Genomic DNA, 25,790 nt, shown 5'->3' on the forward strand with positions numbered 1-25,790 from the left:
CCCTACTAGTTAGAAGCGCTGTTGATTGCGCCCTCGAGTTGGTGACCCTTATAAATCTCGAAGTTACTGGCGTTAAAGCGCACCTTGCGCAGCTTACGTTCAATAACATGATCCGCCCCTTCCACATGAGCCAGGGCATCGCTAAATTGTTTGCGGGCGCGATGAATTTGAATATTAAGATAGCGGGAATCTATGCCTAAGTCTTTGGCGATCACTTCGGTATCAACCCATCCTTGGCTTAGCTCATGCACGCCCTTGGCCGCGTCCTGCGCCCTATAGCGCGCCAAGTTCAGAGTAAGATAATGATGGCAACGCTCACCCAGGTCGACCTCTTCATTAGGGCCTTTAATCACCAGCTCCGCCGACTCTTCATCTAAAGTAAGGTTGAAAATAAAGTTAAGATCCGCCAGTTTCACGCTGGCCACATCACGCATGGCGGTTGCCGCCTCGCTATGGCTTAAGTGCAATTGATAGGTATGGCGACTGTCGCTCACCCTGTCATGCTCTATGATAATGGTGTGCTCAAGCAGCGGTCCGTCGAGGCGTTCAAAACACCAAAAGCCGCTCTCACGCTGAATAAATACGGCAATTTCCGGCTGCTCATCTGGGATCAGATTATAGCTGCTCAGGGGGATATGTTGCTCGGTAGGCCTTTGCAATGAGTTGAGAATAATCAGCATATCTTCGGGCTTATCGAGATTGGCAACCCGATAACCGCTGCAGCTATTGCCGGGAAAGGTAAGCAGATCATTGCAATGCAGTATCTCGGGGCGATCTTTTTCCAAGCGCTTCGAGTTCAACCAGGTGCCATTACGACTTAGATCGCGGACCTGCCAATGACTCCCCTGCCACTCGATAATACAGTGAATTTTCGACACGCTGGGCTCAACAACTAGGGTATCGACGCTATATTGAAAGCGACCAAAACTATGGTGGGCATGCAGGTAGATCACATTGTCCGTATCTAGTTCGATAAGGTAAGCCATATCCGCTCCCAGCACCTGTCCCTATAAGAATTGTTGTAACTGACATTTTGGGCTTTTTTTTAGAAAAAAGAAACAACTGCTTTACAAGTCGGCCACAACCCCACTTGGATACTTAGCTTTTCACTTATAAATCAAATTGATAGCTTGTTTTTCATTGCGTGGGGCGGGAAAATAACAACAAAGGCGGCTTCTCACCGCCTAGTTTAGATACTGGTAGGTAACCCGTGGAGTGATATTGCACAGCAATTCATAGGGGATAGTGCTGGCGCAGGTGGCAATTTCTTCGATGCCGAGCTCGGCGCCCCACATGATGGCGTCATCACCCACCGCGACGCTCTGGTTATCGGCGCCAATATCTACGCTGATCATGTCCATGGACACCCTGCCCACCAGCGGATAGCGACGACCATTAATCAACACTGGGGTGCCGTTTTCGGCATGGCGCGGGTAGCCGTCACCATAACCTATGGCAACAACCGCTAACTGGGTATCGGCACTGGCCTGCCAGTGACCACCATAGCCTACGGGTTCGCCCTTTTTCACCCGACGCACCGCAATCACTTCGCTGGTCAGGCTCATCACCGGCTGTAAACCCAGCTCAGAGGAGGTTTTACCCTGTACCGGCGATACCCCATAAAGCATCAAGCCGGGGCGCACCCAGTGACCATGGCTTTGCGGGTAATTGATAATGGCGGCGGAATTAGCCAGGCATAAGGGTGCTGGCTTATCGCTGACCAAGGTAGTAAAGGTGGCCAGCTGGGTTTGGTTATAGCTGTTTTCAAGCTCGTCGGCGCAGGCAAAATGAGTCATCAAATGCAGCTGCTCATGCACATTGGCACAGCGTTTAAGACGCTGATAAAACTGCTCAAACTGCTCCGGCTCAACGCCGAGGCGGTGCATGCCGGTGTCGACCTTAAGCCACACCTTGATTTGACCGTTGAGCTGCGCCTGCTCCAGCGCTGCTAACTGGTACTCGTCATGGACTATGGTTTGGAAATTGTTGGCCAGCATGATGTCGATATCGCTGGCCTTAAAAAAGCCTTCAAGCAAGACAATTGGCTTGGTAATACCGCCGGTGCGCAGCGCCAAGGCTTCTTCAATGCGGGCCACGGCAAAGGCATCCGCCCCCGCCAGTTGCTGGGCTATGGGTACCAGACCATGGCCATAGGCGTTGGCCTTAAGTACCGCCATCACCTGACTGTTGGGCGCCAGCTCTTTTACCCGGGCGAGATTGGCTCGCAGTGCAGAAAAATCAATAGTTGCCGTAGCCAGGGCCATAATTATTAGTACTCATCTTCCATTGCCGGTCCGGCATAATTATCAAAGCGTGAGTATTGCCCCTGGAAAGTTAACCTGACCTTACCGATAGGGCCGTTACGCTGCTTACCTATGATGATTTCCGCAGTGCCCTTGTCGTTACTGTCTTCGTTATAGACCTCGTCACGGTAGATAAACATGATCAAGTCGGCATCCTGCTCGATTGAGCCCGATTCACGCAAGTCCGAGTTTACCGGGCGCTTATCGGCACGCTGCTCCAGCGTACGGTTAAGCTGCGACAGGGCTACCACAGGGCACTCCAGCTCTTTGGCCAGGGCCTTAAGTGAGCGGGAAATTTCGGCGATTTCCAGGGTTCGGTTATCAGACAAACTTGGCACCCGCATCAGCTGCAGGTAGTCGACCATGATCATACTGATGCCGCCGTGATCACGGGCGATACGACGGGCTCGTGAACGCACATCGGTAGGCGTTAGCCCCGAGGCGTCATCGACATACATCTTGCCCTTTTCGATCAGTAGTCCCATGGTGGAAGATAAACGCGCCCAATCATCATCATCCAGCTGACCGGTACGTACCTTGGTTTGGTTGATACGTCCTAATGACGCCAACATACGCATCATGATCTGCTCCGAGGGCATCTCCAGTGAGAAGATAACTACGGGCTTATCTCGGGTCATGGCAGCATGTTCGGCCAGGTTCATGGCGAAGGTGGTTTTACCCATGGACGGACGAGCGGCGACTATGATCAAATCCGAAGGCTGTAAACCTGCGGTCATTTTATCGAGATCCGAATAACCCGTGCTGACACCGGTTACACCGTCTTGGGGCGACTGATACAACTCTTCGATTTTATCGACGGTCTTTTCCAAAATAGTATGGATATTTTGCGGACCTTCGGTGCTCTTGGTGCGCTGTTCAGCGATTTTAAATACTTTACTCTCGGCCAGATCGAGTAACTCATGACTACCGCGCCCTTCGGGGTTAAAACCCGCTTCGGCAATTTCATTAGCCACACCGATCATTTCACGCACTACGGCACGTTCACGTACGATATGCGCATAGGCAGAGATATTCGCCGCACTTGGCGTATTTTTGGCAATTTCCCCTAAATAAGCAAAGCCACCTATGCCTTCCAGCTGGTTATTTTTCTCCAGCGATTCCGAAATGGTGATGAGATCTATGGGCTGCCCAGCTTCCACCAAACGTTCCATGGCTTCGAAAATAAACCTGTGCGTGCGGGTATAGAAATCCTGAGATACCACTATCTCAGCCACACGGTCAAAGGCTTCATTATCAAGCATTAGGCCACCAAGCACGGATTGCTCGGCTTCAATGGAATGCGGGGGTACTTTTAGGCTATCAACCTGTTTATCTATCTTTGCCATAGTTACTCAAAAGGGGAGCGAATTGCCTTATTCTATCGGCTTAGTATGGCAGTGCAACAATTGCGTTGTATTTTTAAAAAAGAAGCGGGCTAAGTGCCCGCTAAGTTGGGAGTTGTTTTTTGCTAGTCGCGTTAATTAGTCGTTTTTACGTAAGTTGGTGTTACCACTGATGGTAGTCACTTCCACCTCGGCCTCGCCCTGACCCAGGGTGAAACTTAGGCTCTCGCCCGGGCCGTACTTGGCTTTGACCGCCTTGTCTTTGCTCAGCTCATTGCGGATATCACCACCGGCATGAACGTCTAAGTCAAAGCGTGCCGAGACACTCGTTGGCAGGTACAAGTCTAAGTCGCCGCTGACGCTTTCGGCACGAATCTGCGCATTCGCTTTAAGCTCTTGCACATACACTTCCAGCTCGCCGTTAACCGTGTTCAGCTTCAAGCTGCCCAGGGTTTGTGCGTGCAAGGTCAGATCACCATTGACGTTCTCAAAACGAATATCTTCTGAACTGGTTTTGCTGGTGACATCGCCGTTTACCAGGGTCATGCGCAGCTGGCCGGCAGAATTAACATCGTTAATATCGCCATTGACGGTTTGGTAGCGAATATCACCTTGCAGGTCGGTGCCATCAATATCGCCGTTAACGGTTTCAAAGGTCAGTTTGCCTTGTAATTTTTTGGCATCGATATCGCCGTTAACGGTTTCAATACGGCTGTCGCCATTGAGATCGCTTACATCTACATCGACATTCACGCCTTCCAGGCTTAGGGCGCTTTGCATCGGCATATAAATGGTGAGCCTGGAACCTTCACCCTCATCATCCTTATTGCCCCAACCCCAATTGGAGCTCTTAGGCATTTTGACAATAAAGTCGGTGCGTTGACCGCGTGTTTCCAGGGTGTAGCCTTCGGCTCTGTCGTCCAGCTCGCCCTTGATCTGCAGGCTTGCCTTATCCCAGCCCTTGATAATGATGTCGCCGCGCTGATTGTCGATAAAGATACGACCATCCGCAGGTACGTTGATCTGCTCGTCGATTTTCTCACCCGCTAAGGCCAAACATGGAACCAATGCCAGGGTATATGCTAGTGCTTTCATCTTCTTCTCCTAAATATGCTGTAATACAGTGCCCTGCTTGGGCTGGTGCACTTTATTAATTAAATCAAGTTGTTGTTGGTATACTTGCGCTAACATGCCAAGTAGTGCGCGATTATTTGGGTCGTCTTCCAGCGCGGTTTTGATTGCCTTTTCCGCCTGCTCCAACTCTTCAAGTTGCTGTTGCCAGTTATCGGTTAACGCCGGTTGCGACTGATACTGCACCAGCAGGCTCTGCTTTTGTTGCTCAAATACATCGCTTATAAGCGCAAACTGGGGTTGTTGAGCGTCTTGCTGCATTGGCATGTTCAAGCCCACCACGGCCACCAGAATCGCTGCGGCGGCACTGCCGAATGCCGGCATCAGCCAATTGCGCTTTGCCTTGTTTTGGTTAGCGCTTTGCTGCAAGTTAATCGCATGCTCAATACCTGGCCAAAGGTCGCGGCTTGGGCTCACTTCTTTTTGCTGCGATTGCAGTTGCTCATCTAAAAACTGGTCGAAGTCTGGTTTACTCATTTTCATACCACTCCTTTAACAACCCTCTGGCGCGGTGATACTGGGATTTTGACGATCCCACCGCCATATTCATCATCTGTGCTATTTCTTCGTGGCGATAGCCTTCCACCGCGTGCAGGACAAATACCTGCCGGGCGCGCTCGGGCAAACGCACTATTAGTTTGTCGAGACCATTAAGCTCCTGACATTGCGCGGCTTGCTCGTACTCCATGCCGGCATCTTCACTGCTCACCACCCGCTGAATCCAGTTCTTTTGCTTGCGCAGATAACTGATAGCGATATTGCTGGCCACGCGATGCAACCAGGTGCTGAATTGCGACTGACCATCGAAGCTATGTATTTTTTGCCACAATTGCACAAACACTTCCTGAGTCACATCTTCCGCCTGCGCCGGGTCGGCCACCAAGCGCAGACAGAGCGCATACACACGTTTTACATGCGTTTGGTACAGGATATAAAAGGCATCTTGGTCACCCTGCTGGGCTTTCTCTATGCTTTGTAGTTCCTGTTGCGCCGTTTGTGTTTGTGAGAATGCCTGTTCGGCATTAACCAACATCCGCGTCATCCTGTTGTTGTTTATTTGCTTTGTTACTCTATTAGACGCACCCAAAAGTACAAAGGGTTTAAATGGTTTTAAAAAATTTTTTAATTTATTTTTCAAAGGGTCACAAAGGTGCCTTTGGCGTGGGGCTGAAAAGTTGGGTGATCGTAGTGACGATGGTACTTTGAATTGAGTTCTTGTAGGGTCGCCGACCTCGACTTAGAGGAAATGCTTGGTTCAGTGCGATGCTAATAATTCGTCCCTGAAGCTGGGTTCCTGCCGGCATCCCTACCTCCACCTCCTCATGCTGCGACGATTATCAATCGTCGGTCATTCGTCGCCCCTAAGAACCCAGAGGCGCCCCGACATTGCATTATCTCCTCAACGCGCTACGAGAAGTGAACGTAACCAACATGCATAGGACAGTCCCCCTCCTCGTAGAACTCGTCGCCTTCAAGCGGCGGGAGTGAAATTATTCACTCCCTTGTTTCCGCTTTCAGCCATTTCCTGGGCATGTTTTCGCCCTTAGTCCAAAGGGCGATTACTCTTCTCGCATTATGTTGAGGATGCAATGTAAGGGGATTTAGCTGATACACCGAGTTCAATTATCGCGTTGTTTATGTTGATAAAGATCTCACTATGAGGTAGTACATAAATTGGACTTTCTGTGCTAACAAGTTAATCTAGCCAACATGGGATGTGGTCTAAAAGTCATAATCACGAACGGCTTTAAGCAAGGATTGAGCATTTGGAAATTTTCTTTTCGCTACTATTTTTGATGTTGTTGGTTAATCTTGTTGTTATCAGCAAACTTAAATGCTAATACCCAAACGAAGTAAAGTATTGGGACTCTCCATCTGGCTTGATGAGCAACATCACCAACGCATCATTTCTATATGGCTATATCGGCACCCGCCAATTTCGGCATATCAAGTTGGATGCAAATATTAAGATACGGTGCGAAGTTTTGTTTGCCATCGTTTGGGGATTTCTTAGCTACTTCGGGTATATCCTGCTTCACGAACTTTACCCGTGGTAGCGAGTCAAGTATTAGGAAACAATGATGAACTTCCTCGCGGTAATTTTTATACGCTTCTATCAGCGCTTTATTTCTCCCTACAAAGGATTTCGCTGTGCACATGCCTGCCTGCACAAAGGAGCGTCCTGTTCTGCCGCAGTATTAGACATCGTCCAAAAAGATGGAGTCTGGCACGGATACCAAAAAATCAGAGCACGCATGTATGCCTGTAAAAGTGCCTATGCCACGCTGCAACTAAACACCCAAAAAGATAAAAACAAACGCAAAAAGAAAGACAATGGCTATGACTGCTGCGACCCATCCGCGGCCTGCGATGTCGCCAGCTGCGCGGGTAGAGGAAAAAATTGCGACCTACCCGACCTCCCTTGCGACTGCTGGCCATAAACACTTAATTCAGGAATACTATGAAACCCGTTAATACCGAAAATACAGAGCACTACACCTGGGGCGATAACTGCGATGGTTGGCATTTAGTGAAATCTGCCAACCTCAGCGTTATTCAAGAACTTGTGCCACCGGGTTGTAAAGAAGTCCGTCATTATCACGAACACAGCGAGCAGTTCTTCTTTATCCTCAGCGGCATCGCCACCATCGAAGTAGACGGTAAAGAGTATAAATTACACCCTCAACAAGGCATACACGTCCCCGCCCAAACACCGCACCAACTCAAAAATAAACACGAAGAACACCTCTGTTTCATCGTCACCTCAACACCCCCAAGCCATGGAGATAGAGTGTTAGTTTGAATCGACTAGTCTTCACATCAGCTTAGTGTCTGCGAAGAGGGAGAAGCAGACGACCACTCTAGCGCGTTTTTGGACAAAAACACGTTAGAGTATTTATTCGGTAACGCCCCGATCACCGGGCCAGCGCAGTGGAACAATTATTGTGGTAAAAGAGCGCAGCGACACCACAATAATTGTGCAACGTAGCTGGCTCCGCGTGCATCGGCTTGTTAAGGCTTTTGTAATATCCTGCCCAACAGCTCTTCATCTCTCTGCCATTTGTACCAGTCGTTATCAATTGCATTTACCATATCTTCTCTAGATTGAATCTCTTCGAAAAAAGGAATGGCATACTTTTCTATTGCTGCTTGAACACGATCAATAACTGCCTCTGGTTCACTTTCAAAATTCCAGCAATGCTGAACATATTTGAGCATCGGACTGTCTTCTTGAAGCTCTCCCCCAACAAGAGATCTCATGACCTTAGGCCAAGCCAGATCTTCCCGTTCTTCTTCATCCAACTCTGGAACATAGATGCCGACGTCAAAGGTCACATTACCCCACCTGCTGGCAAAACAATCCACGAAGTAGGTCATTCCTTCAGGTGCTTCCTTTACATATGAAAGCCCTTTAATAAGTTCGAATCCTAAAGCGGCCATATAAGGCGACAGGCTATTCTTTGCGTACTTTTTTAAACTTTTTGCACTAGCCATCCTAATGCCTTAACAATTTAATATCGAGCGATTGGGTCGTTTTTCTGCCGCAATCTGTCTCGTTTTTGTCCTATGACCATTGATAGCAAATTTAGGAAGTACTTACCAGCATTGAAGTTACGTTACATTGCCCTAAATGTGGACACGACAAAAACGACCCATTGGGTCGTTTTCCTGACTATGGAAGAAACTCAATGATTATGGATATATAAACAGTAATTTAGATGGAAGCATGAACGTTAGCTTTTCGCTCAAAATCACCCTTAGAGCATTTATGTTAACTCATTGTGGGGCAGAAACGAGTTACGTGTGAAGGTCCGCTTCTGGCACACCAGGCACTCAAAATTCACAGGTATCACCCTCCCCGTTTTGATTCGCGCTGGAGAAATCAGATTTTGTTGTGGAGTGTATCATTAAGAGCGAGGGCGACGGGTGACCGAAGCCTTGCTTCGCAGCTCACGGAGGTGGAGGCATGGATGCCGACAGGAGCCCAGCTTCATGGATGAATCACTTGCACCTAAGGTGATTTGTATCTCAAGTTGCCGTCCCCGGCCTCTCTCTGGCTCAAGGCGTTCGCTTGCTAAAAATAGTCCACCGGACTATTTTCTTAACGCGCTCACCCAACGCGACAAGATCTTTCCAAAGGCACCTTTGTCTGCGCATAGCACCGAACTACATAGGCATGGTTGTCAGCGACCTACAAACAGACATAAAAAAACCGCGCCTTGGCGCGGTTTTTCACATAAAGCTAATCGACGATTAAGCTTCAGCAATAACGATCACTTTGATAGTTGCAGTAACTTCTGAGTGAACCTGGATTGCTACGTCGAATTCACCTGTTTCACGGATAGTACCGGTAGGTAGGCGAACTTCTGATTTAGCTACAGCGATACCAGTTGCAGAGATCGCGTCAGCGATGTCACGAGTACCGATTGAACCAAATAGTTTACCTTCGTCACCTGCTTTAGAAACAAGAGTCACTTCTGCAAGTGCTTCAAGCTTCTCAGCGCGTGCTTGTGAAGCAGCTAGCTCTTCAGCGATTTTCGCTTCAAGCTCAGCGCGACGTGCTTCGAAAGTTTCGATGTTAACTTTAGTTGCAGGAACTGCCTTACCTTTAGGGAAAAGGAAGTTACGTGCGAAACCAGATTTAACTGAAACCTGGTCACCTAGGCTACCTAGGTTTGCGATCTTGTCTAGTAGAATAACTTGCATGTCTCTACACCTTTTAAAAACAGTTAATCCGCTGCTTACTTGTGTAAGTCAGTGTATGGAAGAAGGGCTAGGTAGCGAGCACGCTTGATAGCGGTTGCTAGCTGACGCTGATACTTAGCGCTAGTACCTGTGATACGGCTAGGTACGATTTTGCCACTTTCTGTAACGTAGTTTTTAAGAGTAGCTAGATCTTTATAATCGATTTGTTGTACGCCTTCCGCTTTGAAGCGGCAGAACTTACGACGTCTGAAGTAACGTGCCATGAGTATTTTCCTCAATTAATTCTTTCAATTTGCTGAGCGTGTAGTACCAGTTGACTGAGGCCGTTTCGGCCCTGATGGCGATTTAAAAATCCCCTAACTCGTACCTGTTGCTCAACTTGCAAATACTGTGTTGCTGGTTGATGCTCATTGCCACTTGCGACCACTTGAATGCGAACATAACTTTGTCGGTTAAGTTGCGCTTCAACCTGTATTGAACGATGCTCAAGCACGAAAATACAGTGTGGCACACCGGCCGGGCTTTGACTGAATTTTGGGGCCTTACAAATAACGCCACCAAGTTCGACTAGGTTGAGCGCTTGCTCGCTAGACAGTTCAGCCATTACAACCACGCAGAACGATTAAGCTTCAGCAGCAGCTTCTTTTTTCTCTTCTTTAGCAAGAGGAGAAGCTTCAGTTACTGCATCTTTAGTGCGCATAACTAGGTTACGAAGCACTGCATCGTTGTAGCGGAAAGAAGTTTCAAGCTCGTTGATTACTTCAGTTGGTGCTTCAACGTTCATTAGAACATAGTGTGCTTTGTGAAGCTTTTCGATTGGGTAAGCCAGTTGACGACGACCCCAGTCTTCTAGACGGTGAATTTTACCGCCAGCTTCAGTGATAGAACCAGTATAACGCTCGATCATACCAGCTACTTGTTCACTTTGATCTGGATGAACCATGAATACGATTTCGTAATGACGCATGGGTATTCCTTACGGTTAATATAGCCTTCCACCGTTTCGACCACTCGGTTTAAGGCAAGGAATTAAAGTTAAAAGGTCGAAATGAGCGCGTATTCTACGCATTGCTGGCAAATTAAGCAACTTAATTTATCCGCCTTAAGCAATAAAAAAGCCCGCGATAATGCGGGCTTCACGCTATTTCGATAAGTTAAGCGCGCTGTCTCAGCACTTCGAATAAACTGATGCCCGTAGCCACGGATACATTGAGGCTGGATACAGTGCCCACCATGGGGATTTTCACCAACACATCGCAGTGCTCGCGGGTCAAACGGCGCATGCCATCGCCCTCGGCGCCCATCACTATGGCGATCGGGCCGGTCAGATTGGCTTCGAACAAGGTGGTATCGGTTTCACCGGCAGTGCCCACTACCCACACGCCCGCGTCCTTGATTTCACGCAGGGTACGCGCCAGGTTGGTCACCTGCACTAAGGGCACGGTTTCCGCTGCTCCACAGGCCACCTTGCGGGCCGTGGCATTTAACTTGGCCGACTTATCCTTAGGCACCACAACGGCATGGACACCGGCGGCATCGGCGCTACGTAAACAGGCACCGAGATTATGCGGATCGGTAATGCCATCAAGCACCAACAAGAAGGGGGTTTGCTCGCGCTTGATAATATCGTCCAAGTCTTTTTCGCTGTACTGCTTACCGGCGCGCACATTGGCGATAATGCCCTGGTGCTGTTCGCCCTTGGCCTTATCGTCCAGGGCCTTGCGCTGCATAAACTGGATTGAAATACCAAACTTGCGAGCCTGATTAATAACGTCATTAAGACGCTTGTCTTCGCGGCCCTTGAGTGCGTAAATCTCTAAAAAGCGCTCAGGCTCTTTGCTTAAGATGGCTTCAACGCTGTGAAAGCCAAAAATTAGTTCGTTGCTCACAAACACTCTCTACTATTTTGCTCTGGTGCGGGCATTTTTACCTGCACGCTGCTTTTTCTTTGCCTTCTTGGCCTTGGCTTTTTTCGCCACGGCCCCCTTTTTGTCTTTTTCACCAGCCTTTTTAGGCTTGTCCTTGCCTGCGGGTTTAGCGCCCGACCTTGAGCCAGATTTGGAACCTGACTTAGCTCCGGACTTGGCGCCAGATCTAGGCTTTCTACCTTTATCAGGGATCTCCCCTGATTTTAGCTGCTCGCGCACCGAAGGTTTAGCGCGGCGGCGACTATATCTGTCTTCAGCATCGCTGGCCAGCACCAGGTTAATGCGGCGCTCTTCAAGGGACACCGAGGCCACCTGCACGCGCACCTTATCACCCATGCGATACACCTTGTTGGTGTGCTCGCCCACTAAACAGTGCTTGGCACCATCATAATGGAAGTATTCATCACCTAAACTGGCAATATGCACCAGGCCGTCAATCTGCAGGTCATCCAGGCGTACAAAAATACCGAAGTTGGTCACCGAGGAGATCACCCCGCCAAACTGCATGCCCACATGGTCTTGCATATATTCACATTTTAGCCAATCCGCCACTTCACGGGTGGCATCATCGGCGCGGCGCTCGGTCATGGAGCACTGCTCGCCCAGTTGATCCGCTTCATCGGCGCTGTATGCATGCTCGCCGCTGGTTTGCTGACCCTGAGATTTTAAAATGGCCTTAATGGCGCGGTGCACCACTAAATCCGGGTAACGGCGTATGGGCGAGGTAAAATGCGCATAGGCTGGCAGAGCCAAACCAAAGTGGCCAATGTTGTCGGCCTGATACACGGCTTGCTTCATGGCGCGCAGCAACATGGTTTGGATCAGCTCAATTTCCGGACGCTCCGCCAGCTTATTGATGGCGGCGGTGATCTCACCGGGCTCGGGGGCATCACCAAAGGGATGCTCCACACCCAGCTCACCTAAGAACTCACGGAAATGTCCCAGCTTTTCGCTGTCCGGCTCATCATGCACCCGATACAGGGCGCTGGCTTCATGTTTTTCCAACAGTCGCGCGGCGGCGACGTTGGCCATGATCATACACTCTTCGATCAGCATATGAGCATCGTTACGCACCACGGGTACAATCGAGTCTATTTTGCGATGAGCATTAAAGACAAAGCGGGTTTCCAGAGTATCAAACTCAATGGCACCGCGCTGCTGACGCGCCGCTTTTAATGCCATATACATTTGCTGCAGGTCTTTTAGATAACCCACTAACGGCTCGTACTCTTCGCACAGGCGCTCGTCGCCTTCTAAAATACCATGCACCTTGGTGTAGGTTAGACGGGCATGGGAATTCATCACCGCTTCGTAGAAACGATAACCCGACAACTTACCCGCATCGGAAACCCTCATTTCCGCCACCATACAAAGGCGGTCAACCTTAGGGTTCAAGGAACACAGGCCGTTGGAAAGCACTTTCGGCAGCATAGGGATCACCTGCTCGGGGAAGTACACCGAGTTACCACGGTTGATGGCTTCCATATCCAGCGGTGAGCCCTTTTTCACATAGTGAGAGACATCGGCGATGGCCACCCACAGCCGCCAGCCACCGGATTTTTTGCGCTCACAATACACGGCGTCATCGAAATCTCGGGCGTCTTCACCGTCTATGGTCACCAGCGGCAGATGACGTAAATCTACTCGCCCTTGCTTATCTTTTTCTTCAACAAACTCGCCCAGAGGTGCAACCTGCTGTTCAACGGCCTCCGGCCATTGATGGGGAATTTCGTAGTTGCGCAGTGCCACTTCGATTTCCATGCCCGGCGCCAGGTGATCGCCCAGCACTTCGGTCACCTTGCCTACCGCATTCATATGGCGGGTCGGGTTTTGGGTGATCTCGATTTGCACCATTTGATTATGACGCGCACCCTTTTCTGCACCGGGCAGAACTATAATGTCTTGCGTCAGGCGCGGATCTTCCGGCACCACCACGGCCATACCGTGCTCAACAAAATAACGACCAATAATAGGCGCACGCTCGTTTTCCAGCACCCGAACAATACGCGCTTCCACCTTACCACCCTGGCCTCGTGAGCCAGCCTTGGCCAGCACCACATCACCATGGAGCACCAGATTCATCTGATGACGGGGAATAAACCAGTCTTTGGGTTCACCCTCAACCTGCAAGAAGCCGAAGCCATCACGGTGGCCGATGACCTTGCCTTTCACCAGGGCGCTATCCTCGGGGATGACGTAACACTTGTGCTTATTAAAATGCACCTGACCTTCACGCTCCATGGCACGCAAACGACGCTTAAAAGCGATTTGACGATCACTTTCATAAACTTCGAGTTCGCCGCAAAGTTGGCTAAAGGTGGCAGGTTTAGAGCGTTTCTTTATGTGGTCGAGAATAAACTCTCGGCTGGGGACGGGATTGTCGTATTTTTGCTGTTCTCTATCGAGGTATGGATCCTGCTTGGTCATTCATTAACTTATACTATGATTTATGCTGTTATTTTAACCCATATAAGAAAAAGGCAACAGGGAATTACTGTTAAAGTTTTGGGTCGATTGGGCTTTTAAATCAAATTGAGGCTCTTTCCCGCAACAAGAATGCCGTGTGCAAGGTGCAACCTTGCCAGGTGAGAGCTAAGCAAGCAACAAGCGGTACGTAAAAACGCCAACGCTGCTGTGACATTTTTCGCTTAGCACCACTTAAAGGCAAAAACAGTAACAAAATTTCAAAATTTGGGCACAAAAAAAGCTGCCGAAGCAGCTTTTTTCTAACGCATTTGGTAATTACTCACCGAATGGGTTGCGTACTATCATGGTCTCAACACGGTCAGGACCGGTAGAGATGATATCAACAGGTACGCCTGTGATTTCTTCGATACGCTTGATGTAGTCGATTGCTGCTTTAGGCAGGTCTTCAACACGAGTCACACCGAAAGTGTTTTCGCTCCAGCCCGGCATTTCTTCGTATACAGGCGTTACCTTCTCGTAGCCTTCAGCGGCAAGCGGAGTTACGTTGGTAACTGTGCCATCTTCAAGCTGGTAGCCAGTACAGATCTTGATGGTTTCGATACCGTCAAGTACGTCAAGCTTGGTCATACAGAAGCCTGAGATGCTGTTGATCTGCACTGCACGACGCATAGCCACGGCATCAAACCAACCAGTACGACGCAGACGACCTGTGGTCGCGCCGAACTCGTGACCCTTCTCACCTAGGTGCTTACCAACTGGGTCTTGCTTATCAAGGCCGTCGTAAAGCTCTGTAGGGAATGGGCCTGAACCAACACGAGTAGTGTAGGCTTTTACGATACCTAGTACGTAGTCCAGATTTAATGGACCAAAACCAGCACCTGTCGCCACACCACCAGCAGTGGTGTTTGAAGAAGTTACATACGGATATGTACCGTGGTCGATGTCAAGAAGTGTACCTTGAGCACCTTCAAAAAGGATGTTTTCACCGTTTGCGCGCGCTTGGTCAAGCAGCTCGGTAACGTCAACAACCATAGCTTTAAGGATCTCAGCCACAGCCATAGCGTCATCGAATGTCTTCTGGAAGTCGACCGGCTCAACCTTGTAGTAATTTTCTAAAGTGAAGTTGTGGTACTCAAGGATCTCGCGTAGTTTGTTCGCGAATTGCTCTGGGTTGAACAAATCACCAACACGCAGACCACGACGTGCTACCTTGTCCTCGTAGGCAGGACCGATACCACGACCAGTAGTACCAATGGCTTTATCGCCACGTGCTTTTTCACGCGCAACATCAAGTGCTACGTGATAAGGCAAGATCAGCGGACAAGCTTCAGAAATTAGAAGACGCTCACGCACAGGTACGCCACGCTCTTCAAGCATGCCGATTTCTCTCATTAAGGCGTCTGGAGCAAGTACAACACCGTTACCAATGATACATTTAACGTTGTCACGCAGTACACCCGATGGGATCAAGTGCAGTACGGTTTTCTCACCATTGATCACTAGCGTGTGACCAGCATTGTGACCACCTTGGTAGCGTACTACTAAAGATGCTTTATCTGTAAGAAGGTCAACAACCTTCCCTTTCCCTTCGTCACCCCACTGGGTGCCTAATACAACGACGTTTTTACCCATTGCAAATTCACTTAGAAAAAATTAGGCGCAGATTTTACCAGAAAAGAGGGCCAGAGATCACCCCGTTTTGGCTATTTTTTCCGCTAATAGTTTTTTTACTTTTTACTCATAGGGCTAGCAAGGGATTAACCTGGTTGCACAAAGTGAAATAACACCGCGCCAATGAGCATTAAAATTATGCCGACCATCTTCAGAGTCCGCTCATCGGTCTGCACTATCTGCAGTAAATAAGCGCGCCACTGTTTTGGAAATAGCGCCGGCCCCAGGCCTTCAAATATCAGCATTAATGCTACGGCACTTAAAAATAATTGCCAGCTCATTTAGCCTCCCCCAGTTAAAATAATGGCAAAAAAAAAAGCCCCGAGACTAAATCTCAGGGCTTTTAAAAATGGAGCGATTACTGCGCCGAGGCGTTCTTCATATATTTGAAGAATTCGCTGTTGGGCTCTATCACCATCACATCTTGTTTATTCTTAAAGGTGTTTTTATACGCATCAAGACTACGCAGGAAACCGAAGAATTCAGGATCCTTGTTGTAGGCATCGGCATAAATTTTTGCCGCCTGGGCATCACCTTCACCGCGCACAGAACGGGCATTACGCTCGGCATCCGCCAGCATAACCGTCACGCGACGATCCACTTCGGCGCGCAGCTCTTCGGCTTTTTCCTGACCCTGTGAGCGGTGTTCTTTCGCTACCGCGGTACGCTCGGCGCGCATACGCTGGTAGATTGAGCTGCTCACTTCGTCTGGCAGGTTGATTTGCTTCACGCGCACGTCCAGCACTTCAATACCCAACTCGCGGGCACTTTCCGAGGCCTGAATTAAGGCATCCGCCATCAGCTCGCTACGCTCACCAGAAACGATTTCACGAATAGTACGAGCACCAAAGTTGGTACGCAGGCCATTGTTTACCTTTTGCTTAAGCAGGGTTTCCGCATAGTTCTTATCACCGCGAGTACGCATGTAATAATCACTAAAGTCTTGAACGCGCCACTTCACGTAAGATCAACGATCAAATCTTTTTTCTCGCTGGTTACAAAGCGATCCGGTGCACCATCCAAGGTTTGAATACGAGCATCCAGTTTGCGCACCTGAGCCACAAAGGGCACCTTAAAGTGCAGACCCGGCTCATACACCACGGCGTTATCGCTGTCGTCTTTTTGCACCTTGCTGAATAGCAAAACAATGGCTCTTTGTCCTTCCGGCACCACAAATACCGAAGAAAAAGAAAATACCACAGCAGCGATAATGAGGATTAAACTAAAATTTCTCACTTTTATCGTCCTCCATTAAAGCGGTCTTTAGCGAAACGGTCATTACCTGAATTCACCTGGCTGTTTTGCGATGAATTAGTGCCTAGCTTGTTACGTAAATCCTGGATGGTATTGGCATTTGGTAAAGTTACTTTTTTACCTGACGAATGCTGCTCCATGATTTTATCCAAAGGCAGATACATCATGTTGTTGCCGCCTTTCACGTCAACCAAGACTTTAGAGCTGCTGCCAAGCACCTGCTCCATGGCATCAATATACAAACGCTGGCGTGTTACCTGCTTAGCACTTTGATACTCAGGTAGCAGCTTTTCAAAACGCGCCACCTCACCCTGAGCTTCCAAAGTTACACGCTCACGGTAGGCTTCCGCTTCCTGGGTCATACGCGTAACGCGACCACGGGCACGAGGCTCGATTTCACGGGCATAGGCTTCCGCTTCACGAATAAAGCGCTCTTCATCTTCTTGCGCGGCAATGGCGTCATCGAAGGCGTCTTTTACTTCCGACGGCGGGCGAGAGTCTTTAAAGTTCACGTCGGTAACAACCAGACCCAATTTATAAGGCTCGATAATACCGTTCAACTCTTCCCAAGTCTGCTGACGTACCACCTCACGGCCAGTGGTCAGTACCTGATCCATCTTCGCATGACCAACCACATAACGCAGGGCGCTATCCAGGGCTTGCTGAAGACTGTGATCCGCATCGGTAACACTGTACTTGTAAAGATAAGGGTCAAGCACACGATACTGAACTTCAAACTCAACGCTAACCACGTTCTCGTCTTCGGTCAGCATAAAGCCAGACGCCGACAGTGAACGTACCGCTTCGATATCCACGGGAATAACGTTTTCGATAAAGGTGGCTTTCCAACGCAGACCTGGCTCGGCGATACGGGCAAACTTACCAAACTGTAAGACCACACCACGTTCCGCTTCTTTTACGGTGTAAAAACCGCTCAAGGCCCAAATGATCAGCGCGATGATCACCACGATAAAGATGCCAGCGCCTCCGACACCACCGCCTTTATTTCCGCCCTTGTTGCCGCCAAACAGACCGCCAAATTTATCGGAATACTTTTTCAGTACCTCGTCTAAATCAGGTGGGCCTTGGTCGCGACCGCCTTTATTGTCCCAAGGGTCTTTGCCGTTGCCATTGTTACCCGGCTCGTTCCAGGCCATAGCTCTACTCCATAGTTATCAATATTCGTTATTCGGGGTAATGCTAGCTTAGCATTACCTGCGTTGTCACAACGAGGCGTTAAACGCCCAGCTGTAAACAAAGAAAATCTTTAATGGTGCTACTTTAGCGTATTTTCCCATGCTAAGTAAGGTAGCTATCGATTTGTTCACCGATTTCCTTTTTCAACTTATTCCACTCGCTCATGGGTACATTCACCTGCAGCAACCAGTTGCCATCTTCGTCATGGTCTTCCTTGTTGATGCTGTTGAGGTTGTACAGAGCACCACGTAAACGCCCCTGACTCGGCGGCACACACAACAAGGTGTTGAGCATTTGCTTAGCCAGCAATTCGCTGATCGCCTGCTTTAGCAGTTCCACCCCTTGACCCTGCTGCGCCGACAACCACACTCGACGTGGCTTGCCTTCGTCGTCTCTGTCAATACGCGGCTCAACATCTTCGAGTTGGTCAATTTTGTTGTACACCAGCAATTGCGGGATCTCGTTGGCCTCAATCTCCTCCAGCACTTCCTGTACCTGCTCGATGTTTTCTTTACGGCGAGGATCTGCCGCATCGATCACATGTAACTGAAGGTCCGCTTCACGGGTCTCGGTCAGTGTGGCTTTAAAGGCCGCCACCAGGTCATGGGGCAAATGGCGAATAAAGCCCACGGTATCGGCGAGGATCACACTGCCAATATCCGGCACCTCAAGCTTACGCAAAGTGGGGTCCAGGGTCGCAAACAGCTGATCCGCTGCATACACATCCGACTCGGTCAGGCGATTAAACAGGGTCGACTTTCCGGCGTTGGTATAACCCACCAGAGAAACACCGGGAATTTCATTTCGATTTCGCGCACGACGCCCTTGTTCACGTTGTTTCGCTACTTTATCAAGACGTTTAAGGATGTTTTTAATACGTGCACGCAATAAACGGCGGTCGGTCTCAAGCTGGGTCTCACCAGGACCCCGTAAACCTATACCACCTTTTTGTCTCTCCAAGTGTGTCCAACCGCGGATCAAACGGGTGGAAATATGGCGTAGCTGCGCCAGTTCAACCTGGAGTTTACCTTCATGGGTACGCGCCCTTTGGGCGAAAATATCTAAAATCAACGCGGTTCTATCGAGCACGCGGCATTTGCACACTCGCTCTAGGTTGCGCTCTTGTGATGGGCTTAATTCGTGATTGAATATAATGACATCTGCGTTGTGGGATTGGACAATCTCAGCGATTTCTTCTGCTTTACCCGTGCCGACGAATAGCTTGGGATGTGGTGCCTGACGGCTGCCTTGCACAACCATCAGACTACTAACACCTGCAGAAGACACCAGCATTTCCAACTCTTGAAGGTCTTCTCTATCACCTTCATGGGGAAACTCTATGTGTACTAAGACTGCCTGTTCGCCGGCTTCATAACGGTCAAACAAGCACACTGCTCCTACTGATTAAAATTCCCTTCTTCTGACTCTGGCGCGTCTGTTCCTTGCGCACCGTGGAAATTAACTGAACGGGCCGGCACTACGGTCGAAATCGCGTGCTTATACACCATTTGGTTTACTGTGTTTTCAAGCAAGATCACAAATTGGTCAAATGACTGAATTTTACCTTGCAGTTTAATGCCGTTAACTAAAAAGATAGAAACAGGAACACGTTCACGACGTAACGCATTCAAAAATGGGTCTTGTAACGATTGGCCTTTTGCCATTGTTATTTTCCTTAGTTTATAGATGTTATTATGTAACTATATCTGGAACATACTTAAAACAAAAATCGTTCCAATAATACTAGCTTAGCGAACTTACTATACGTTGCAAGTTTTCACTATCCCCACTTTCAAGCCAGGTGAGGTCCGACCAACCGCGTAACCAGGTCAGCTGACGTTTTGCTAACTGACGGGTTGCCGCAATGCCGCGAAAAACCATCTCATCATAGTCAATTTCACCGACGATGTAATCCCACATTTGTCTATAGCCGACACAACGTATCGATGGCAAATCTGGATGCAAATCATCCCTGTTATATAAGGACAAAACTTCATTTTCAAACCCCTGCTCCAGCATTATTTTGAATCTTTTCTCAATACGCTGGTGCAGCACCTTGCGATCGCTTGGCGCAATGGCAAACTGATAAACAGGAAAATCAAGAGCTTGCGCCTTGTTTTGCTGTAACTCCGTCATGGTCTTGCCGCTAATGCGATACACCTCTAGGGCACGGTTAATACGCTGCGAATCATTGGCATTGATTTTCGCCGCGGCCTGCGGGTCTATCTGCTGCAGCTGCTGATGTAAGGCTGGCCAGCCTTGCTCCTTGGCTTCTTTTTCCAACTCGGCCCGCACCGCTTCATCCGCCTCGGGCAAAGGCGACAAGCCCTCAAGCAAGCCTTTGAAATACATCATGGTACCACCCACCAACAGGGGCACCTTGCCCTGAGCGTGCAGCTCCTTGATATGCGCCAGAGCATCGCTGCGAAAATCCGCCATGGAGTAACTTTCGGCCGGGTCGATAATATCGATTAATCGATGCGGCGCTTTTGCCAGCTCTTCAGCATTAGGTTTGGCCGTACCTATGTCCATGCCCTTATATACCAAGGCCGAGTCGACACTGATCACTTCGGTATCGAAGTGCTGGCAGAGCTCAATGGCTAGATCGGTTTTACCCGAGGCCGTTGGCCCCATTAAAAATATAACTGGCAGTGTACTCACGGAACTTTAAACGCTTATTTGGTTGAGGTACTGGGATACGTCTATTTTAACGGCTTTTTGCTGTAAGTGCTGCATAATCTCGGGGCATTTTTGCAGCTGCAAGCGCCAGTTAAGAAAGTCCTGACCGTCAAAGTAAGTCTCCGGCACCTGACTTGCCAGCCATTGCAGCCAGGGCTGTTCGCCATCTTTTTCACTAAGCGGCGCCGCCAATACACATTCGATCACCTGTTTGGCGTCCACACTGTACAAACAGCTGGGTAAACGCTTGACCATCACATGCTGTTTTACCAGCTCCAGATCAAAGCCCAGCACCGCCAGCCAGGACTGGCTTGCCTCCAGCCGGGTAAACTCTTCGCTATTGATAGCCACCCGCACCGGCAGTAACAGTGCCCTTCCCGGCAACTGTGCATCTTCTTCGAGCCCTTGCTGCCAAGCCGGTAATAACACACTGCGCCAATGGCCCAGGTAAAGCTCGCCTTCCTGGCTTAGGGCGCAGCGCCCATGATTTAAAGGGAGAATGTCGACGTTTTGCCCTAAAGCTATCGCTCCTGCTACTGGCGCGACCTGCTGCGCGGCCTGAGTAAAGCTATGCGCCTGCACCTCGCTAATGCCCTGATAATAGCGATTAGCCTGTTCAATTTGTGCCGCTTTGGGCGCTGAGCCAGGGGCTTTAGCACCATAGCCCGCACTCGCATTGCCGCCACCCGATGACGCCCTAGGTGAAGCTGATAAAGCGCTTGCCCAAGTTTGAGATTCATTCTGCGGCTGCATAAGCTGGGGCTGTAAATGGGATTTCGGATAATCACCATACTCAATCGGCGTCGCGGCTTGTGTTGGCAGCTGCGCTTCCTGGTGACCAAACAGACTTTGCTCTGTGGTGATTAACTGCTGTACCGCCTGCAAAATAAAGTCATGCACCAGGCGCGCCTGATGAAAACGCACCTCGTGTTTAGCCGGATGCACATTCACATCCACCTGGCGCGGGTCGATTTCCAAATACAGTACAAAGGCCGGCACATGGGTGGCGCCCACATGCTCTTCAAAGGCCTGGCGAATTGCATGCAAGATCAGCTTATCGCGCATCATGCGGCCATTTACATAGGTGTATTGCGGCTCGGTTTGGGTTTCCTGAGGCATGATCCAGCCGTGCAAATACAAGCCCTGTTCGCCACTTTGCAGGTGCATGCCCTGCTCGGCAAAGCCCTTTCCGGCGACCTGCGCAATACGCTTCACCGCCTGCTCTTCGGACACAGGGCGATACTGGCGTACCACCTTGCCATTGTGCGTTAAGGTCAGAGCGATATCGAGGCGGCTGAGGGCTATACGCTTAAGCAGTTCATCGATATGGCTAAACTCGGTCTTTTCGGTACGTAAAAATTTGCGCCGCGCCGGGGTATTAAAAAACAGATCTTTTACTTCGATACTGGTGCCGTCCGGATGCGCCGTCGGCTGTACCTGCACCGCCATATCCCGCCCCTCGGCAAAGGCCTGCCAGGCTTCTGCTTGCGCTGCGGGCTTGGATTTAAGCGTCAGTCGAGAGACCGAGCTAATCGACGCCAGGGCTTCACCACGAAAGCCCAAAGAGCAAATATTTTCCAGATCATCGAGACTTTTCAGCTTACTGGTGGCATGACGCGATAGCGCCAGGGTGAGCTCGTCTTTGGCAATACCGCTGCCATTATCACTAATACGAATAAGCTTATGGCCGCCGCGCTCAATGTCGACGCGAATGCGGGTAGCACCGGCATCCAGGCTGTTTTCAACCAGCTCTTTAACCACGGATGCTGGACGCTCAACAACCTCACCGGCGGCGATTTGGTTAGCCAAACGCGCCGGTAATATCTCTATACTCATAAGCTCACTTAGGTGCTGGGAATGGTCAGTACCTGGCCGATATAGACCCGATCTGATTTGAGTTTGTTAGCCCGCTTCAGGTCGCTCACCGATACACCATAACGGCTGGCAACCACGCTTAACGACTCACCACGGGAGATCTTGTGACGGGTTGGATTCTGCGCCTTAATGGTGGCGAACAGGGAATCATCCGGCGGATTTTGCTGATAATAGCCGCGGATCGATTTAAACACAGCCTGTGCCAGCTTTTCCTGATGCCCCGCCGAAAGCAATAAACGCTCTTCCTGTGGGTTGGAAATAAAGCCGGTTTCAACCAGGATGGATGGAATATCCGGTGATTTCAATACCCCCAAGCTCGCCGCCTGCGGATAGCGTTTATGCATTTTCGCGACCTTGCTCAGCTCTTTAACCGCCTCTTCGGCAATCTTAAAGCCGGTTTTCATGGAATGATCCATGGACATATCAAGCAGCGTCTGCGCCAGGTATTTTTCACTGGCGGTATCACGAATCACATCCGCAGCACCACCAAGAAGCTCTGAATGTTTTTCCCTGTCCTCAATCCATTTACCGATTTCCGAGTTGGCCCGGCGCAGCGACAACACCCACACCGATGCCCCTCTTGGCTGCGGGCTGGTGAAAGCATCCGCGTGAATAGAAACCAGGAAGTCGGCCTTGCCTTCACGGGCCTTGGCGCTACGCGAGTTGACCTTGATAAAGTAATCACCACTGCGCACTAAATGCGCCTTCATGCCACGCTCGGCATTAATCAAACGCTCTAGGCGCTTGGCGATTTTCAGAGTAATGTCTTTTTCATAGGTACCGCTTGGGCCTATAGAGCCCGGATCTTCACCGCCATGACCGGCATCTATGGCAATCACTATGTCACGATTGGTTTCAAGCACGCGATTCTTAGGTGTTTTCTCGGCGCTTTGGTTGTCGCTTTTATCGTACAGGTCGATCACCAAGCGGTCTTTATAGGGACCAGTTGGTGCCAGAGCAAAGAGCACGGGCTTTGTCGGTTTAAGTAATTCAAACACCACTCGGGTAGAGCCGGCTTTTTTTGGCTTGCTGGCGCGGATCACATCAACGAGTTGATGCTTTTTTTCTATGTTCGGAAAGTCGCTGTGTCGGGCGGTGTTATTAATATCCACCACCAGGCGCCGCGGATTACTGAGCATAAAAAAGCTGTAATCCGGCTTTTCGGCCATATCGAATACGATGCGGGTACTATCCGGCGACGGCCAAACCCGCACCCCTTCAATTTTATTCTGTGCCGATGCGGCCGCAGCCCACAGCACTAGTATGCAACTTAAGGTAATCTTGCTCGCGGTTATAATTGTTTTAAGCATTGCCTTTTAACTTCGTTACTATGTCAGCGCCTCGCTCGGTGTCGGCAAGAATGCTGATCTCACGCGCTTCGCCGTTATACTCTAAGGTGATTTTTAAATCGGCGCGAGGGATCATCCCGGCACCCTTACTTGGCCACTCTAGAATACATACGGCACTATTATCAAAATAATCCCGGATCCCCATAAACTCCAGTTCTTCGGGATCGGCTAATCGATATAAATCAAAATGATATATATTGACCTCGGGTAGTTCGTAAGGTTCCACCAAGGTATAGGTGGGACTCTTAACCTTGCCTTTATGGCCCAGCCCTTGCACTAGACCGCGACTCAAGGTGGTTTTACCCGCCCCCAGATCGCCATAAAGATAAATCACCACACCGCCCGCCACAAATTTGGCGAGAGTGTTGCCAAAGGCCACGGTGGCCGCTTCGTCGGCTAAATACTGGTGAAATTCATGACTCATCTATTGCTTATCCTACTAATGCTCTTAAAACTGGGAATAAATCGCTGGCTAATAGCCCCTTGCCGCCTTGTGCCGCCGCTTGCTCGGCAGCAAACCCATGCAAGTAGGCACCAAGGCATGTCGCATCCTGGGCACTCAGGCCCTGGGCTAATAAAGCAGCTATAATACCAGATAATACATCACCCATCCCAGCACTCGCTAGTACCTCGCTGCCACTGCTGTTGATCCACAGCCTTTGCTCACAAGCAATCAAGGTACCCGGCCCTTTTAACAGCGCGGTTGCCCGATAATGCTTTACCAACTCGGTTAGCGCCGCAAAGCGGTTGGCTTCAACTTCAGCCACCGAGGTATTCAATAGCCTGGCCGCCTCTTTTGGGTGCGGCGTCAGCACGGCTTTATTTAGTTCCTGAGGGTTTTGCGCCAGCAGGTTAAGGGCATCGGCATCAAGCACCTTTACTTTATCCTTCCCGTGCTTTAGCACCTGCTGCAGTAAGGTTTGAGCCCATTGGCACTGCCCCAGTCCGGGCCCTACCACCAGCACCGAAGCCTTGTCGAGCAGCGGCATCAATTGCTCCGGCGTCTCAACCCCATGCACCATCAACTCAAAACGCCCCTGCAATACCGCCATGACATTTTCCGGGTGGGTCGCCACGCTGACCAGGCCGGCACCGCAACGCAGCGCTGCCTCACTGGCCAAACGCGCCGCTCCGGCCATGCCTGGGCCACCACCTATCACCAGTACATGACCGGCATTATTTTTATGGGCACAGGGCTGGCGCTGCGGGCGTTTTCTCATCATCTCATCATGAATTAGGCGACGCGCCTTCGGCATACAGATATGAGCAAAGGCCTGAGCCACGCCCAAAGGCGCAAACCAGAGTAAGCCACATTGCGCCTTGGCTCGTCCGGTGAGCATCCCCTGTTTTAAGCCGATAAAGGTCAGGGTATGGTGCGCGGCAAAAGCGCCGGGGTAAACCTCACCGCTTGTGGCATTTACGCCGCTGGGAACATCGATGGCAATACGCACCGCACGCAATTCATTAAGATGTGTAAAGGTGTCTTGCAGCTCCGGGCTCAGAGGGCGATCCAGACCAATGCCAAAGACACCGTCTATGATCAACTCAAACTGGTGCAAATTGGGCTTGGCCACGCACTCACCACCGCCATTTTTATAGCGCTGCATCATTTCTATGGCGTCGCTTCCCAAGTGAGCTAAGGATAACAGGGGCCACACCTGCACAGAGTAACCGGCACGTCTTAGTTGCTCGGCAACAACGAAACCATCGCCGCCATTATTGCCGCTGCCCACCAGCACCAGCACTCGCTGGTTATTGGCATAATGGGCCTGCACCCAGGCCGCTACAGCGCCACCAGCGGTTGCCATCAGCTCTGTCATGCTAATGCCGCAGTGCTTGGCCGCATGCGCCTCGTTTTCTCTTAACTGTTGGGGGCTATAAGCCTGCTGTGGTAAATTAGTACTGTAGTTAAGATACATGGTTGTT

The 25,790-nt window shown here is 50.0% G+C and carries 25 protein-coding genes and 1 pseudogene; 2 read left to right on the forward strand and 24 right to left on the reverse strand.

Translation table 11 applies throughout. The features are described 5' to 3' along the window. Window positions 1–5: 5 nt before the first annotated feature. The 6 genes from C2M24_RS10565 to C2M24_RS10590 all read right to left on the reverse strand — a co-directional run bounded on the left by C2M24_RS10565 (window position 6) and on the right by C2M24_RS10590 (window position 5,810). Window positions 6–986, reverse strand: coding sequence for an FHA domain-containing protein (locus C2M24_RS10565; RefSeq protein WP_105214834.1), 981 nt, complete (start codon window positions 984–986; stop codon window positions 6–8). A gap of 198 nt (window positions 987–1,184) precedes the next feature. Continuing rightward, the gene (gene alr / locus C2M24_RS10570) at window positions 1,185–2,264 is read right to left on the reverse strand and encodes an alanine racemase (protein WP_105200114.1); all 1,080 of its coding nucleotides are present in this window, start codon (window positions 2,262–2,264) and stop codon (window positions 1,185–1,187) included. A gap of 5 nt (window positions 2,265–2,269) precedes the next feature. After that, window positions 2,270–3,649 (reverse strand): replicative DNA helicase, encoded by a 1,380-nt coding sequence (gene dnaB / locus C2M24_RS10575; RefSeq protein ID WP_105200113.1) that lies wholly within the window; start codon window positions 3,647–3,649, stop codon window positions 2,270–2,272. Window positions 3,650–3,784: 135 nt separating this feature from the next. Beyond that, the gene (locus C2M24_RS10580) at window positions 3,785–4,741 is read right to left on the reverse strand and encodes a DUF4097 family beta strand repeat-containing protein (RefSeq protein ID WP_105214836.1); all 957 of its coding nucleotides are present in this window, start codon (window positions 4,739–4,741) and stop codon (window positions 3,785–3,787) included. A 9-nt stretch (window positions 4,742–4,750) separates the two neighbouring features. Beyond that, a complete protein-coding gene (locus C2M24_RS10585; protein ID WP_199774396.1) occupies window positions 4,751–5,260 on the reverse strand; it encodes a hypothetical protein in 510 nt (169 codons plus the stop codon). Further along, the gene (locus tag C2M24_RS10590; protein WP_105214838.1) at window positions 5,247–5,810 is read right to left on the reverse strand and encodes an RNA polymerase sigma factor; all 564 of its coding nucleotides are present in this window, start codon (window positions 5,808–5,810) and stop codon (window positions 5,247–5,249) included. The genes C2M24_RS10585 and C2M24_RS10590 overlap by 14 nt, the downstream gene beginning before the upstream one ends. 1,048 nt (window positions 5,811–6,858) lie before the next feature. Here C2M24_RS10590 and yidD point away from each other — a divergent pair. After that, window positions 6,859–7,218 (forward strand): membrane protein insertion efficiency factor YidD, encoded by a 360-nt coding sequence (yidD, locus tag C2M24_RS10595; RefSeq protein WP_105214840.1) that lies wholly within the window; start codon window positions 6,859–6,861, stop codon window positions 7,216–7,218. A gap of 20 nt (window positions 7,219–7,238) precedes the next feature. Next, window positions 7,239–7,580 (forward strand): cupin domain-containing protein, encoded by a 342-nt coding sequence (locus C2M24_RS10600; RefSeq protein WP_105214842.1) that lies wholly within the window; start codon window positions 7,239–7,241, stop codon window positions 7,578–7,580. 209 nt (window positions 7,581–7,789) lie between these two features. Here the strand turns inward: C2M24_RS10600 and C2M24_RS10605 are convergent, their stop codons facing one another. The 18 genes and pseudogenes from C2M24_RS10605 to C2M24_RS10690 form a co-directional block, all read right to left on the reverse strand. Next, window positions 7,790–8,272 carry a DUF4304 domain-containing protein gene (locus C2M24_RS10605; protein WP_105214844.1) on the reverse strand — a complete coding sequence of 161 codons (483 nt, stop codon included), beginning with the start codon at window positions 8,270–8,272 and terminating at the stop codon, window positions 7,790–7,792. A 759-nt stretch (window positions 8,273–9,031) separates the two neighbouring features. After that, the gene (gene rplI / locus C2M24_RS10610; RefSeq protein WP_105200106.1) at window positions 9,032–9,484 is read right to left on the reverse strand and encodes a 50S ribosomal protein L9; all 453 of its coding nucleotides are present in this window, start codon (window positions 9,482–9,484) and stop codon (window positions 9,032–9,034) included. A gap of 35 nt (window positions 9,485–9,519) precedes the next feature. Then, window positions 9,520–9,747, reverse strand: coding sequence for a 30S ribosomal protein S18 (rpsR, locus tag C2M24_RS10615; RefSeq protein ID WP_010386263.1), 228 nt, complete (start codon window positions 9,745–9,747; stop codon window positions 9,520–9,522). An 11-nt stretch (window positions 9,748–9,758) separates the two neighbouring features. Then, complete coding sequence (gene priB, locus C2M24_RS10620) at window positions 9,759–10,088, reverse strand: primosomal replication protein N (RefSeq protein WP_105200105.1); 330 nt, start codon at window positions 10,086–10,088, stop codon at window positions 9,759–9,761. Between the two features lie 18 nt (window positions 10,089–10,106). Then, window positions 10,107–10,451 (reverse strand): 30S ribosomal protein S6, encoded by a 345-nt coding sequence (gene rpsF, locus C2M24_RS10625; protein WP_105200104.1) that lies wholly within the window; start codon window positions 10,449–10,451, stop codon window positions 10,107–10,109. Window positions 10,452–10,638: 187 nt separating this feature from the next. Then, entirely contained in the window at window positions 10,639–11,373 is a 735-nt protein-coding gene (rlmB, locus tag C2M24_RS10630; protein WP_105215239.1) for a 23S rRNA (guanosine(2251)-2'-O)-methyltransferase RlmB, read from the reverse strand. 12 nt (window positions 11,374–11,385) lie between these two features. Next, complete coding sequence (gene rnr, locus C2M24_RS10635; protein WP_105214846.1) at window positions 11,386–13,839, reverse strand: ribonuclease R; 2,454 nt, start codon at window positions 13,837–13,839, stop codon at window positions 11,386–11,388. A 315-nt stretch (window positions 13,840–14,154) separates the two neighbouring features. Continuing rightward, the gene (locus C2M24_RS10640) at window positions 14,155–15,471 is read right to left on the reverse strand and encodes an adenylosuccinate synthase (RefSeq protein ID WP_105200102.1); all 1,317 of its coding nucleotides are present in this window, start codon (window positions 15,469–15,471) and stop codon (window positions 14,155–14,157) included. Window positions 15,472–15,596: 125 nt separating this feature from the next. Next, complete coding sequence (locus tag C2M24_RS10645; RefSeq protein WP_105214848.1) at window positions 15,597–15,791, reverse strand: DUF2065 domain-containing protein; 195 nt, start codon at window positions 15,789–15,791, stop codon at window positions 15,597–15,599. Window positions 15,792–15,868: 77 nt separating this feature from the next. Further along, a pseudogene (hflC, locus tag C2M24_RS10650) lies at window positions 15,869–16,746 on the reverse strand (protease modulator HflC). Between the two features lie 2 nt (window positions 16,747–16,748). Next, the gene (gene hflK / locus C2M24_RS10655; protein ID WP_105200099.1) at window positions 16,749–17,921 is read right to left on the reverse strand and encodes an FtsH protease activity modulator HflK; all 1,173 of its coding nucleotides are present in this window, start codon (window positions 17,919–17,921) and stop codon (window positions 16,749–16,751) included. Between the two features lie 142 nt (window positions 17,922–18,063). Then, complete coding sequence (gene hflX / locus C2M24_RS10660) at window positions 18,064–19,347, reverse strand: ribosome rescue GTPase HflX (protein ID WP_105200098.1); 1,284 nt, start codon at window positions 19,345–19,347, stop codon at window positions 18,064–18,066. Between the two features lie 11 nt (window positions 19,348–19,358). Next, entirely contained in the window at window positions 19,359–19,625 is a 267-nt protein-coding gene (gene hfq, locus C2M24_RS10665; protein ID WP_105187956.1) for an RNA chaperone Hfq, read from the reverse strand. 79 nt (window positions 19,626–19,704) lie between these two features. After that, window positions 19,705–20,622 carry a tRNA (adenosine(37)-N6)-dimethylallyltransferase MiaA gene (miaA, locus tag C2M24_RS10670; RefSeq protein ID WP_105214850.1) on the reverse strand — a complete coding sequence of 306 codons (918 nt, stop codon included), beginning with the start codon at window positions 20,620–20,622 and terminating at the stop codon, window positions 19,705–19,707. A gap of 6 nt (window positions 20,623–20,628) precedes the next feature. Continuing rightward, window positions 20,629–22,476: a DNA mismatch repair endonuclease MutL gene (mutL, locus tag C2M24_RS10675; protein WP_105214852.1), complete on the reverse strand. Its 1,848-nt coding sequence runs from the start codon at window positions 22,474–22,476 to the stop codon at window positions 20,629–20,631. A gap of 8 nt (window positions 22,477–22,484) precedes the next feature. Further along, a complete protein-coding gene (locus C2M24_RS10680) occupies window positions 22,485–23,825 on the reverse strand; it encodes an N-acetylmuramoyl-L-alanine amidase (protein WP_105214854.1) in 1,341 nt (446 codons plus the stop codon). Beyond that, window positions 23,818–24,288 carry a tRNA (adenosine(37)-N6)-threonylcarbamoyltransferase complex ATPase subunit type 1 TsaE gene (gene tsaE / locus C2M24_RS10685; protein WP_105200095.1) on the reverse strand — a complete coding sequence of 157 codons (471 nt, stop codon included), beginning with the start codon at window positions 24,286–24,288 and terminating at the stop codon, window positions 23,818–23,820. Before tsaE ends, C2M24_RS10680 begins: the two co-directional genes overlap by 8 nt. Before the next feature lie 7 nt (window positions 24,289–24,295). Continuing rightward, the gene (locus tag C2M24_RS10690; protein WP_105214856.1) at window positions 24,296–25,783 is read right to left on the reverse strand and encodes an NAD(P)H-hydrate dehydratase; all 1,488 of its coding nucleotides are present in this window, start codon (window positions 25,781–25,783) and stop codon (window positions 24,296–24,298) included. Between the last annotated feature and the right edge of the window lie 7 nt (window positions 25,784–25,790).

It is taken from the genome of Pseudoalteromonas sp. T1lg22 (assembly GCF_002964645.1).
GTDB lineage: Bacteria > Pseudomonadota > Gammaproteobacteria > Enterobacterales > Alteromonadaceae > Pseudoalteromonas.